This window comes from Isoptericola sp. S6320L (assembly GCF_023015685.1).
Classification (GTDB): domain Bacteria; phylum Actinomycetota; class Actinomycetes; order Actinomycetales; family Cellulomonadaceae; genus Isoptericola; species Isoptericola halotolerans_A.
Window position 1 is genome coordinate 1 of record NZ_JALKAT010000055.1, and the last position, 11,909, is coordinate 11,909.

The following is an 11,909-nucleotide window of genomic DNA, read 5'->3' on the forward strand; positions in this document are numbered from 1 at the left end:
GGGCGCCCTCCACTTCGGGACTGACGACCGTGCACGGGACCCGACACCCGGCTTCGACGTTCCCGCCCGGCGCTACCTCACGCCGTCGGGCACTATCTCGCTATGAGCGCTACTACCTCGGCGGGCGGAGCACTACCTCGCGGCGCGCGCTACTACCTCGGCGGACGACCCACTACCTCGGAGCGAGCGCTACTAGCTCGGCGGGCGGGGCACTACCTCGGTGGGGCGGGCATCGTCGGGGTCGGGAGGTAGACCTCTCCCCCGGCGGCGCGGAACTCCGCCGACTTGGCGGCCATGCCCGCCACCATCTCCGACTCGGCGGCGGCCACGACGTCCTGCTGCGCACCGGCGTCGCCGAACTCGTCGCGGATGTCCTGCGAGATGCGCATCGAGCAGAACTTCGGCCCGCACATCGAGCAGAAGTGCGCCGTCTTGGCCGCCTCCGCCGGGAGCGTCTCGTCGTGGTACGACTCGGCCAGCTCCGGGTCCAGCGAGAGGTTGAACTGGTCGCGCCACCGGAACTCGAACCGGGCCTTGCTCAGCGCGTCGTCCCGCTCCGTGGCCCCCGGGTGGCCCTTGGCGACGTCGGCCGCGTGCGCCGCGATCTTGTAGGTCACGACGCCGGTGCGCACGTCGTCGCGGTTCGGCAGGCCGAGGTGCTCCTTCGGCGTGACGTAGCAGAGCATCGCCGTGCCGTACCGGGCGATCTCCGTGGCGCCGATGGCCGAGGTGATGTGGTCGTAGCCCGGCGCGATGTCCGTGACCAGCGGCCCGAGCGTGTAGAACGGGGCACCGTCGCACAGCTCCTGCTGCCGCTCGACGTTCTCGCGCACCAGGTGCAGCGGGACGTGACCGGGGCCCTCGACCATCACCTGGACGTCGTGCTCCCAGGCCCGCTTGGTCAGCTCGGCCAGCGTGTCCAGCTCCGCGAACTGGGCGGCGTCGTTGGCGTCCGCGATCGAGCCGGGCCGCAAGCCGTCCCCGAGGGAGAACGCGACGTCGTACCGCGCGAAGATCTCGCAGAGCTCGTCGTAGTGGGTGTAGAGGAAGTTCTCCTGGTGGTGGGCGAGGCACCAGCCGGCCATGATCGACCCGCCGCGCGAGACGATGCCGGTCACCCGGTTCGCCGTCAGCGGGACGTAACGCAGCAGCACGCCGGCGTGCACCGTCATGTAGTCGACGCCCTGCTCGCACTGCTCGATGACGGTGTCGCGGTAGATCTCCCAGGTGAGCCGGGAGGCGTCGCCGTCGACCTTCTCGAGGGCCTGGTAGATCGGCACCGTGCCGATCGGGACCGGGGCGTTGCGCAGCAGCCACTCGCGGGTGGTGTGGATGTCGTCGCCGGTGGACAGGTCCATGACCGTGTCCGCGCCCCACTTCGTGGCCCACTGCAGCTTCTCCACCTCTTCGGCGATCGTGGAGTGCACCGCGGAGTTGCCGATGTTGGCGTTGACCTTCACGGTGAACGCGCGCCCGATGATCATCGGCTCGGACTCGGGGTGGTTCACGTTGTTGGGGATGATCGCGCGTCCGGCCGCGACCTCCGAACGCACCAGCTCCACGTCGACGCCCTCCCGGATGGCGACGAACCGCATCTCCGGGGTGATCTCGCCGCGGCGGGCGTAGTGCATCTGGGTGATCGTGCGGCCCGGCAACGAACGACGCGGGGTGCGCCGCTCGCCCTGCCACTCGGCGGACGCGGCGCCCCGCCGGCGGGCTCCCCGGCCGTCGTCGGCCAGGTCGCGCTCGCGTCCCTCGTACTCCTCGGTGTCCTCCCGCTCGGCGATCCACGCCGTGCGCAGGCCCGGGATCCCCTGCGTGGGGTCGCCGCCCGGGCCGTCGGTGCGGTAGATCCGCACCGGTGGGTTGGCCGACCCGTCGGGGGCGTCGGCCAGGGTGATCTCGGTGACCGGGACGACGATCCCGGTCTCGATGTCGCGCTCGAAGGCGAGCGCGCGCGACGGTGCGTCGTGCGACATGTGTACTCCATCTTCCTACGCCGGCATGACCCGGTCAGGTTCGACGGTCCGGGCCGCGTCAGCCCGATCTCAGCCCCTGCGTGAGGCTCCCGTGGGATCACCCGCAACGTAGCACGACGCACCGCCGCCCTGCTCAGGCACCCTGCCCGCCGGTCACCTGCCCCGGCGCAGGCCTCCGACCTGCAGCGGGTTCGCCCCGGCGGCTGCCATGAGGTACCAGGACGTGGCTCCCGTGTGCTGCACCTGGAAGTAGCCGAACCCGAACCCGGTGTCGACGAGGCTCGAGGCGGCCACGACGCCGGAGCGTGCCGGCAGCGGGGCGCCGCCCACCGTCTGGCCGCCGCCGAGCAGGTCCTGCGTCCGGCGGACCTCGGCCAGCAGGTCCTCGGCGCGTCCGGCGTCGCGTCGCCCGCGCCCGCGATCGGTCAGCGCGCAGGCGAGCTGCGCCGTGCCCTCCAGCCAGACGGCGTCCTGGTGCGCCGGGATGCCCTCGTACGAGGCCGTCGTCGTGAGGCTCGCGCTCGAGAACGTCACGCCGGAGATGGCGGTTTCCTCGGGCAGCTGCGAGTTCCCGGTGCCCGCGACGTCGCGGGCGGCGAGGTCCGCGGCCGCCCAGTCGACGGCCCGGCCGTACCGGTTCGCCCGCAGCGCGAGCCAGCTCCAGGTCGCCGGGTCCAGGGGCAGCGGGTCGGGATTGATCTCCTCGCCGTCGTTCGTCCCGGTGTAGAAGTACCCGCCGCGCCGGTCCCACATGCGGTCGACGAACTCGCGCGCGTGCCGCTCCGCCCGGCGCCACCGCCGTCCACCCACGAGGGCGTCGAGCTGGCGGAAGAACGCCACGCAGTCGACGTTGTGCTCGGTCGAACCGTTGGGCACCGGGGCGTTCGCGGCGTCGACGCCGAAGGAGAAGCCACCGAGCGTGCGCTCGGACCAGGTGTTGTCGAGGATCCACTCGCCGATCCGCACGGCGGCGTCCCGGTAGCGGCGCTCCCCCGTCACGTCGTAGGCGTGCAGCAGCGCGATCCCGGGCCACGCCATGTCGCCGACCGCGGTCCCGAGGAACCCGAACTGCCAGCCGATGTTCGCGGTGCCGTCGGGCAGCTCGAGTCCGTAGGCCTGCTCCGAGCCGTCGTAGAACGTGTACGGGCCGGCGTTGTACCCCTGGCGCAGGCGGCCGTCGTCGTAGGCCGGGTCGTGCTCCTGGGCGAAGACGAGGCCGTCGGCCAGGACGGCGGCACGCTCGACGTGGCCACCGGCGAGCGAGGCACAGATCGTCAGGGCGACGTCGTAGACGAAGGCGGTCGAGAACAGGCCGAGCTGGTCGGCGTAGGACTGAGCCAGCCGGGGCCCGGTGTTGACCTCCGGATAGGCGTCGGTCATCACGCCGAGGAACTCGTGGGCCCGCCGGACGGACCCGCCGTGCCCGCCGCCGTGGCCGGGCCACGGCGGGCCACCCCGGCCGGTGTGCCCGGCGGCCCACGCCTCGGCACCGGTGGCGATCGTGAACGCTCCGGCGGCACCCGCGACGAGCACGCCGCGGCGGGAGATCGCCGCGGGCGGGGCGGGGACGACCGCGGCGGTCGGGCCGGGTGGGACGCGTGACGATCTGGACATGAGCATCTCCTTCGATGGTCCGCACCCCCACCGTTGGGGGCAGCACTCAAAGGTTACTCGTGTCACCCGTCGGCGTGAAGAGGTGCCACCCGGAAATCCCGGAGGGGCTGCTCTCGCAGGAGGGCTCAGGCCAGGCGGACGACGGCCTGCGCCCGGCCGAGAACCTTGACGTCCTCGTGGGTGACCGTGAGGTCGACGCGGACCGTGCCGGCGTCGGGGTCGACCGCGCCGACCGTCGCGACGACGTCGACGACGGCGGTGCCGCGGGCCGGCACCGGCACGGGCTTGGTGAAGCGTGTGCCGTACCGGACGATCGCGCCCGGGTCGCCGACCCAGTCGGTGACGACGCCGATCACGGAGCCCATCGTGCACATGCCGTGAGCGATCACGCCCGGGAGCCCGACCTCGGTCGCGAACCCCTCGTCCCAGTGGATCGGGTTGAAGTCGCCGCTGGCACCCGCGTAGCGGACCAACGTGGACCGGCCGAGCTCGATGGCGCGAGAGGCGACGACGTCGCCGACCGCGAGCGAGGCCAGCTCGGGTCCCTGCTCGGACATCAGGAGTCCTCCCCGCGGACGACCAGGCTGGAGGTCACCGTGGCGACGTGCTCGCCCGGAGCGGCGCCGTCGGCCCCGGCGGCGAAGATCTCGCACCGCGTGGTGACCATGGAGATGCTGGCCCGCTGCGTCACGGAGTCGACGTGCAGGATCGTCACCAGCTCGTCGCCGACGACGATGGGGCGGTGGTGCTCGAACTTCTCGTCCGCGTGCACCACGCGCGAGAAGTCGATCCCGGCCGCGGGGTCGGCGACGTACTGGGACTCAGCACGCTGGGCGATCACCACCGCGAACGTGGGCGGCGCGACGAGGTCCGGATAGCCGAGACCCCGCGCCGCCACGGTGTCGTGGTGCGCGGGGTGCTGGGCGCCGACGGCGGCGGCGAACTCGCGGATCTTCTCGCGCCCTACCTGGTACGGCTCGGTGGCCGGGTACTCACGGCCTGCGAAGGCGGTGTCGGGCTGGGTGTTCGCCACGTCGGTGTGGAGTCTCGCGACGAGACCGCGTCAGCGGGTCTCGCGGTGAGCGGTGTGCTTGCCGCAACGCGGGCAGAACTTCGCCATCTCGAGGCGGTCCGGGTTGTTGCGGCGGTTCTTCTTGGTGATGTAGTTCCGCTCCTTGCAGTCCACGCAGGCGAGCGTGATCTTCGGGCGGACGTCCGCGCTCTTGGAAGCCATGGTGTGTCACCTCTCGCGCCCCCGGAAGGCGCAACGTGCGTCAAGGATCTGGGTGGTCCGACGCCGGCCGTCGAACCGTGTGTTGCCGTGTGGTTGGTAGCGAGGGCGGGGCTCGAACCCGCGACCTCACGATTATGAGTCGTGCGCTCTGACCAGCTGAGCTACCCCGCCGCGCGTGACTCAGCGCGGGACCGTCCACCCGTTGTCTCGGGAGGCGGACCCGCGTCGTGTCACAGAGCCCCGAAAGGGAATCGAACCCTTGACCTTCTCCTTACCATGGAGATGCTCTACCGACTGAGCTATCGGGGCGCGGAGAGAACATTACACGGCCTGGGCGGTCCGGACGAAATCCAGCTCGCGTGGCCGCACCTGCACCCTCCCCGGGTGCCGGAGCAGCCTCACCGAGATGAGGACCGCTCCGTGCGGTGGCAGGTGAGGGATTCGAACCCCCGAAGTCGATGACGGCTGATTTACAGTCAGCTCCCTTTGGCCGCTCGGGCAACCTGCCGAGCAAGGCCGCGGACGACCTTGCGGAGACAACCATAGCGGCCCGTCGGCCGCTGCGGAAATCCGTCCGCGGTGGCACTGGTCACCCCACGGCATATCCTGCGCTGGTGACCACCACCGCCGCCCCTCCCGCGGCCCGTTGGGGCCTCCCGCTGGGGCTCGGGGCGTTCCTCCTCTGGGGCGCCATGCCCCTGTACTTCCCGCTCCTCGAGCCGGCGGGCGCCGTGGAGATCATCGCGCACCGGATCGTGTGGTCGCTCGTGTTCTGCGTGCTGCTGCTGAGCGTCACCCGGTCGTTGCGGACCTTCACCGCGGTGTTCCGCAGCCCGCGCACCCTCGGCGTGCTCACGGTGGCGGCCGTCCTCATCGTCACCAACTGGGTGACGTACGTCTACGCGGTCCTCAGCGAGCACGTCCTGGACGCCGCGCTGGGCTACTACATCAACCCGCTGGTCACCGTCCTGCTCGGTGTGCTGGTGCTCCGCGAGCGGCTGCGCCCGGCGCAGTGGGTCGCGCTCGGGTTCGGCGCCGCCGCGGTCGTGGTCATCTCCACCGGGGTCGGCGGGCTGCCGTGGATCTCGCTGGTGCTGGCGTTCTCGTTCGGCAGCTACTCGTTGACGAAGAACCGCGTCGGGCGCACCGTCGGCGCGCTGCCGAGCCTCGCGGTGGAGACCGCGGTGGCCACGCCGTTCGCCCTGGGCTACCTCGCCTGGCTCACCGTCACGGGCGTCTCCACCTTCGGCCAGGAGGGCGTCGGCCACGCGCTGCTCCTGGTCAGTGCCGGCATCGTCACCGGGGTGCCGCTGCTGCTCTTCGGGGCCGCCGCACGCCGGCTGCCGCTGTCCGTGCTGGGGCTGCTCCAGTACCTCACGCCGACCCTGCAGTTCCTCGTGGGCCTGCTCCTGTTCGGTGAGCACATGTCGCCGTCCCGATGGGCGGGGTTCGCCCTCGTCTGGGTCGCGCTCGTCGTCCTCACGGTCGACGGCACCCGCTCGGCACGGGCCACCCGGCTGGCCGCCGCCGCGGTCGCCACGGGGGCCGCGCGGCCGGGCTGAGCCCGGTACGGCCAGCGCGCCGACTACGGTTGTCACACACCCGACACAGCAAGGAGCAACGCCATGGCCGACTCGTCGTTCGACATCGTCTCCAAGGTCGACCGCCAGGAGGTCGACAACGCCCTGAACCAGGCCGCCAAGGAGATCAACCAGCGCTACGACTTCCGCGGCGTCGGTGCCTCGATCTCGTGGAGCGGTGACGCGATCGTGCTGGTCGCCAACTCCGCCGACCGGGTCAACGCCGTCCTGGACGTCTTCCAGACCAAGCTCATCCGGCGCGGCGTCTCCCTCAAGGCGATCGACACCGGCGAGGGTGAGCCGCAGCCCTCCGGCAAGGAGTACCGCCTGCCGGCCACCCTCAAGGAGGGGCTGAGCAGCGAGGACGCCAAGAAGATCACCAAGCTGATCCGCGACGAGGGGCCCAAGGGCGTCAAGACCCAGATCACCGGCGACGAGGTACGCGTCAGCTCCAAGAAGCGCGACGACCTGCAGGCCGTCATCGCCCTGCTCAAGGGTGCGGACCTCGACGTGGCGCTGCAGTTCGTCAACTACCGGTGACCGCCCGGTGACGACGCCCCTCCCCCTCCCCCGGCTGGTGGCGACCGACCTGGACGGCACGCTGCTCGGGCCCGACGGGTCCGTCTCCGAGCGCACCCGCGCGACGCTGAGCGCCGTCGAGGAGGCCGGGGTCGAGATCGTGTTCGTCACCGCCCGACCGCCGCGCTGGCTGCCCGGCCTGGCCCACTGCGTGGGCGGTCACGGTCGCGTGGTCTGCCTCGGTGGCGCCGCCGTGTGGGACCTCGCCACGGGCGCAGCGCTCGAGGTGGACGGCTTCGCCGACCAGGACCTCCGCGGGTTGGTCGCCGACCTGCGCGCAGCGGTGCCGGACGTGGCCCTGGCGTTCGAGCGGACCGAGGGCCCGGCGTTCGACCCGTGGTTCCCGCGCGACGAGGAGGGCCTGCCGGCGACGGTCCGCGCCGTCCCGGTCGAGGAGACGCTGCCCGACGGCGGCACCCCGGCCGCGCTGGGCACCCCGGTCGGCAAGCTGCTCGCCGTGCGACCGCGGGCGGCGGGCTCGACCCGCCCCGGCGACGTGCAGCACGGCGGCTCGGCCCCGGACGACGCCCAGGAGGCCTTCTTCGACGCGGTGCGCTCTGCCGTCGGGGACCGTGCGCACCTGGCCTTCTCGGGCGCCGCGGGCCTGGCCGAGCTGCTCGCGCCGCACGTCACGAAGGACGCCGCTCTGGCCCGGTGGTGCGCCCGCCGCGGTGTGGCGGCCGCCGATGTCTGGGCCTTCGGCGACATGCCGAACGACCTGCCGATGCTGCGGTGGGCCGGCCGGGGCCACGCCGTCGCCAACGCCCACCCGGACGTGCTCGCGGAGGCGGACGTCGTCGTCGGGCACCACGCCCAGGACGGCGTCGCCGAGGCGCTCGAGGCGTTGCTGGCGCGGGGCTGAGTCAGCCGGGCGGGTGGTGCCCCCGCGCCGCGCCGCTCGCGGCGCCGACGCCAGAGCCGTCGTCGGACCGCAACCGCGAGACCTCCTCGCGCAGGGCGCGGACCTCGGCGACGAGGCTCTCGACGTCGCCGCGGCGGGCCCACAGGTCGTCCGTGCCGTCCCGGCGCTCGGCGCGCTGCTCCTCGCTGCGCTCCTCGACGTTCTGCACCAGCCAGGACGACAGCGTCGCCGTCACCACCCCGAGCACGGCGATGCCGCCCAGCATCATGCCGACCGCCACGAACCGCCCGGTGATCGTCACCGGGTACGTGTCGCCGTACCCGACGGTCGCCATCGTCACCAGCGCCCACCAGAACCCGTCCCCGACGTTCTCGATGGTGCCTTCGGCGGCGCCACGCTCGGCGTCGGTGACGGCCAGCGCCCCGGCGAGCACCAGGAGCGCCGACCCGGCCACGGCGTAGAGGACGACGCGCCCGCGCATCGCCGTGGCGCCGGCGCGGTTGAGCCGCTTGATCGCCTTGACCAGGAGCAGCAGCCGCAGGGGCCGCAGCAGCGGCACCGCGACCACGGCGAGGTCGAGCAGGTTCCCCCGCACGAACCGCCAGCGCTGCTGAGACAGCAGCAGCCGGGCGAGGTAGTCGACGACGAACACGAGCCAGGATCCGAAGACCACGGCCGAGCACACCGACTGCACCGTGGCGGATGCCTGCGGCCACACGATAGGGACGGCGTACGCGACGAGGAAGACGCCCGCGACCGCGATCAGCGGCCACTCCAGGCGGCGTTCCCAGTCGGCGACGCGGGGATCCTCGGCGAGGTGCGGCGGCAGGGCACGGGACGGTGGCGAGGTGTGGTCGGTCATCGCGCCTCAGGGTAACGAAGCCCGGACCACGGTCGGCCTGACCTCCGAGCTCAGTACCGGGTGATGCCGCCGGGTCCGAACCCGGTGCCGCCGGACATCTTCTCGAGGCGGGCGATGCGCTCCGCCATCGGCGGGTGGGTGGCGAACATCTTGGCCAGGCCGCCGCCGCGGAACGGGTTGGCGAGCATCAGGTGCGAGACGTTCTCGAGGTCGCGCGTCTGCGGCAGCGGCGCCGCGGCCGTGCCCTGCTCGAGCTTGCGCAACGCGGAGGCGAGGGCCAGCGGGTCGCCCGTGAGCTTCGCCCCGTCCTCGTCGGCGTCGTACTCCCGCGTCCGGGAGATCGCCATCTGGATGAGCATCGCGGCGAACGGGGCAAGGATCGCGAGCGCGAGCGCGGCCAGCGGGTTGCCGCCCTCGCGCCGGTCGCCGCCGCCGAAGATCAGCAGGAACTGCGCGAGCGACGTGATGACGCCCGCCAGGGCCGAGGCCACGGACGACGTGAGGATGTCGCGGTTGTAGACGTGCATCAGCTCGTGGCCCAGGACGCCGCGCAGCTCCCGCTCGTCCAGGATCCGCAGGATGCCCTCCGTGCAGCACACGGCGGCGTTCTTGGGGTTGCGGCCGGTGGCGAACGCGTTGGGCGCCTGGGTGGGCGAGATGTACAGCCGGGGCATGGGCTGCCGCGCCACGGTGGAGAGCTCACGCACGATCCGGTACATCTCCGGCGCTTCGAGCTCCGTGACCGGGTAGGCGTGCATCGCCTTGATGGCGATCTTGTCCGAGTTCCAGTAGCCGACGAACGTGCCGATGAGGCCCAGCGCCGTGAACAGGAACAGCATGCCCTGACTGCCGCGGAAGAACACCGCCCACAGGCCCAGGAGAACCGCCCACAGGACTCCGAAGAGGAGCACCGTCTTGAGCCCGTTGAAGTGCTGACGACCCACCGCTGTTCTCCTTCCGTGACGACACCAGTGCAACGCGCAGGCTACGTCGCCGGTTCCCGTGCCGCGCAGCGGGTTCGGGTCACGCGGGCGTGCGGACCACCGCCCGCCTTCCCGAGCCGAACCGCCGGAAGCCGTGCAGGACGGAGGAGATCCCCCACACGACCGCCGCCATCGCGATCACCAGACCACCCCACCCGAGCGCACCGATCCCGTCATCCGGAGGCACGGGGAACTCGTCAGGTCGCCCGACGGCCCACCAGACGTCGAACCCGTCCTGCACGGTCGCGTCGACCGTGAACGGCGTCATGCCGTCTCGGTCGACCCTGGGCTCAGTCTCCGGGGCCCCTGGACAGCGCCCATCCCCCGAGGACCCCGTCGGTGACCGTCACCGGGATCACCTTCGTGATGACGTCCAGCGGCAGGTCGCCGCCATAGACGTGGGGGAAGTGCGTCCGGTCGTCGGGGTCGCCCGGTTCCTCACGCACCACGAGCCCGTGCGGACCTCAGTCCACGACGTCTTCGCGTCCGAGGACCTCGATGTGCAGCTCGACCGAGGGCAGCAGAGCGGTCAGGCGCGGCCCTTCGCGATGTCGATCATCTCCTCGCGCGGGACGACCTTGATGCGCTCGCGCCCGTGCGGCTCGCCGAGCGACAGCTCGTGCGCGTCGAGCAGGGAGAACTCGTCCCAGGTGACGACGTCGACGCCGCGCTCGGCGAGGAAGTCGAGGATCTGCTGCGGCTCGCCGTGCGGGGCCGTCCGGCCGTCGTCGGCGACGTCCTCCACGAGGTGGCGCACCGTCTCGGACGCGTCGGACTTGGTGTGCCCGATGAGGCCCACCGGCCCACGCTTGATCCAGCCGGTGGCGTACACCCCGGGAAGGTGCTCGCCGTCGAGGTCGACGACGCGGCCCTCCCGGTTGGAGATGACGCCCTTGAGGTCGTCGAACGGGATCTCCGGCAGCGGCGAACCGAAGTAGCCCACCGCCCGGTAGACCGCCTGGACCGGCCAGTCGTGAAACTCGCCGGTGCCCTTGACCGTGCCGTCACCCTGGAGGGCGGTGCGCTCGGTGCGCAGACCGACGACCTTGCCGTCCTCGCCGAGCACCTCGGCCGGGGCCTGCAGGAAGTGCAGGTGGATGCGCCGTGACGCCGTCTGCTGCGACGGGTCGACGAGGGTCCAGTCCGTGAGGGTCTTGACGACCTGCTTGGTCTGGTTGGTCGCCTCGATGGCGGCCATCGAGCCCTCGTCGAAGTCGTAGTCCTCCGGGTAGACGACGATGTCGACGTCGGGCACGTGCCCGAGCTCGCGCAGCTCCAGCGGGGAGAACTTCACCTGGGCCGGGCCGCGGCGGGCGAACACGTGCACGTCGGTGACCGGGGACGCCTCGAGACCGGCCTGCACGTTGGCCGGGATCTCCGTGGACATGAGGTCCTTCGGGTGCTTGGCGAGGATCCGCGCGACGTCGAGGGCGACGTTGCCGGCGCCGAGGACGGCGACCTCCTGGGCCTCCAGCGGCCAGGTGCGCGGCACGTCGGGGTGCCCGTCGAACCAGGACACGAAGTCCGCGGCGCCGTAGGAGCCGTCGAGGTCGATGCCGGGGATCGTCAGGTCGGCGTCCCGGATGGCACCGGTCGAGAAGATCACCGCGTCGTAGTACTGGCGCAGGTCCTCGAGCTTGAGGTCGACGCCGTAGTTGACGTTCGCGAGCAGGCGCACGTCACCCTTGCTCAGCACCTTGTGCAGGGCGCCGATGATGCCCTTGATGCGCGGGTGGTCAGGGGCGACGCCGTAGCGCACGAGACCGAACGGGGCGGGCAGACGCTCGAAGAGGTCGATGCTGACGTCGAGGTCGGTCTTGGACAGGATGTCCGCGGCGTAGATGCCCGCGGGACCTGCACCGACGATTGCGACGCGCAGAGGACGGGAGCTGCTCACTGCGAGGTACGCCTTCCGGATCGGGGCTTGCGTGGGTGTCGATTCTACGAGGCTCACCGGGCTTGTTGGTGAGGGTTACCTCACTCTGGCACCCAGGATGCTGGCTCGACGCCCAGGTTCTCACATCTGTCCCGAGAGATGAACAGGTCATCTCACATAGCGAGCAGCAGATGGTCACGCAGTGTCAGCGGAGCGTCACCCCGCCCCGCCTCCCTCGGCACAGACGCAGAGGGGTGGCCCGGACGCACCGGACCACCCCTCGAGAAGCCGACCCACCGGGCCGACCGAGCTGAACGACGTCAGCCGCGGATACCCTGCG

General features: G+C 71.7%; 13 protein-coding genes, 3 tRNA genes and 1 riboswitch. Of the genes, 3 read left to right on the forward strand and 13 right to left on the reverse strand.

The features are described 5' to 3' along the window. Positions 1–212: 212 nt before the first annotated feature. The 8 genes from thiC to MWU57_RS17560 form a co-directional block, all read right to left on the reverse strand. Positions 213–1,979: a phosphomethylpyrimidine synthase ThiC gene (gene thiC, locus MWU57_RS17525; protein WP_246910977.1), complete on the reverse strand. Its 1,767-nt coding sequence runs from the start codon at positions 1,977–1,979 to the stop codon at positions 213–215. Continuing rightward, a riboswitch (TPP riboswitch) is annotated at positions 1,975–2,080 on the reverse strand. Its footprint overlaps the gene before it by 5 nt. A 52-nt stretch (positions 2,081–2,132) precedes the next feature. Next, complete coding sequence (locus MWU57_RS17530; RefSeq protein WP_246910979.1) at positions 2,133–3,593, reverse strand: Tat pathway signal sequence domain protein; 1,461 nt, start codon at positions 3,591–3,593, stop codon at positions 2,133–2,135. Between the two features lie 125 nt (positions 3,594–3,718). Next, complete coding sequence (locus tag MWU57_RS17535) at positions 3,719–4,150, reverse strand: MaoC family dehydratase (RefSeq protein ID WP_246910981.1); 432 nt, start codon at positions 4,148–4,150, stop codon at positions 3,719–3,721. Further along, on the reverse strand, positions 4,150–4,626 hold the full coding sequence (locus MWU57_RS17540) for a MaoC family dehydratase N-terminal domain-containing protein (protein WP_246910984.1): 477 nt from the start codon (positions 4,624–4,626) through the stop codon (positions 4,150–4,152). The genes MWU57_RS17535 and MWU57_RS17540 overlap by 1 nt, the downstream gene beginning before the upstream one ends. Positions 4,627–4,656: 30 nt before the next feature. Next, on the reverse strand, positions 4,657–4,827 hold the full coding sequence (gene rpmG / locus MWU57_RS17545; protein ID WP_106267369.1) for a 50S ribosomal protein L33: 171 nt from the start codon (positions 4,825–4,827) through the stop codon (positions 4,657–4,659). Positions 4,828–4,921: 94 nt separating this feature from the next. Next, a tRNA-Met gene (locus tag MWU57_RS17550) sits at positions 4,922–4,998 on the reverse strand. Positions 4,999–5,063: 65 nt separating this feature from the next. Then, a tRNA-Thr gene (locus tag MWU57_RS17555) sits at positions 5,064–5,136 on the reverse strand. Between the two features lie 117 nt (positions 5,137–5,253). After that, a tRNA-Tyr gene (locus MWU57_RS17560) sits at positions 5,254–5,335 on the reverse strand. Positions 5,336–5,441: 106 nt separating this feature from the next. Between MWU57_RS17560 and rarD the strand changes: the two genes are divergently transcribed. From rarD to MWU57_RS17575, 3 genes are all read left to right on the forward strand, one after another. Beyond that, positions 5,442–6,389, forward strand: coding sequence for an EamA family transporter RarD (gene rarD / locus MWU57_RS17565; protein ID WP_246910985.1), 948 nt, complete (start codon positions 5,442–5,444; stop codon positions 6,387–6,389). A 63-nt stretch (positions 6,390–6,452) separates the two neighbouring features. Then, complete coding sequence (locus MWU57_RS17570) at positions 6,453–6,947, forward strand: YajQ family cyclic di-GMP-binding protein (protein WP_106267371.1); 495 nt, start codon at positions 6,453–6,455, stop codon at positions 6,945–6,947. A gap of 7 nt (positions 6,948–6,954) precedes the next feature. Beyond that, entirely contained in the window at positions 6,955–7,848 is an 894-nt protein-coding gene (locus tag MWU57_RS17575) for an HAD family hydrolase (protein WP_246910987.1), read from the forward strand. A 1-nt stretch (position 7,849) separates the two neighbouring features. Here the strand turns inward: MWU57_RS17575 and MWU57_RS17580 are convergent, their stop codons facing one another. The 5 genes from MWU57_RS17580 to MWU57_RS17600 all read right to left on the reverse strand — a co-directional run bounded on the left by MWU57_RS17580 (position 7,850) and on the right by MWU57_RS17600 (position 11,590). After that, positions 7,850–8,710: a potassium channel family protein gene (locus MWU57_RS17580; protein ID WP_246910988.1), complete on the reverse strand. Its 861-nt coding sequence runs from the start codon at positions 8,708–8,710 to the stop codon at positions 7,850–7,852. Between the two features lie 50 nt (positions 8,711–8,760). Further along, positions 8,761–9,654, reverse strand: a complete 894-nt coding sequence (gene htpX / locus MWU57_RS17585; protein ID WP_106267376.1) for a zinc metalloprotease HtpX — start codon at positions 9,652–9,654, stop codon at positions 8,761–8,763. 79 nt (positions 9,655–9,733) lie between these two features. Next, on the reverse strand, positions 9,734–9,961 hold the full coding sequence (locus tag MWU57_RS17590; RefSeq protein ID WP_246910990.1) for a hypothetical protein: 228 nt from the start codon (positions 9,959–9,961) through the stop codon (positions 9,734–9,736). A 22-nt stretch (positions 9,962–9,983) separates the two neighbouring features. Further along, a complete protein-coding gene (locus tag MWU57_RS17595) occupies positions 9,984–10,139 on the reverse strand; it encodes a hypothetical protein (protein WP_246910992.1) in 156 nt (51 codons plus the stop codon). 83 nt (positions 10,140–10,222) lie between these two features. Further along, on the reverse strand, positions 10,223–11,590 hold the full coding sequence (locus MWU57_RS17600; protein WP_106267382.1) for an FAD-dependent oxidoreductase: 1,368 nt from the start codon (positions 11,588–11,590) through the stop codon (positions 10,223–10,225). Between the last annotated feature and the right edge of the window lie 319 nt (positions 11,591–11,909).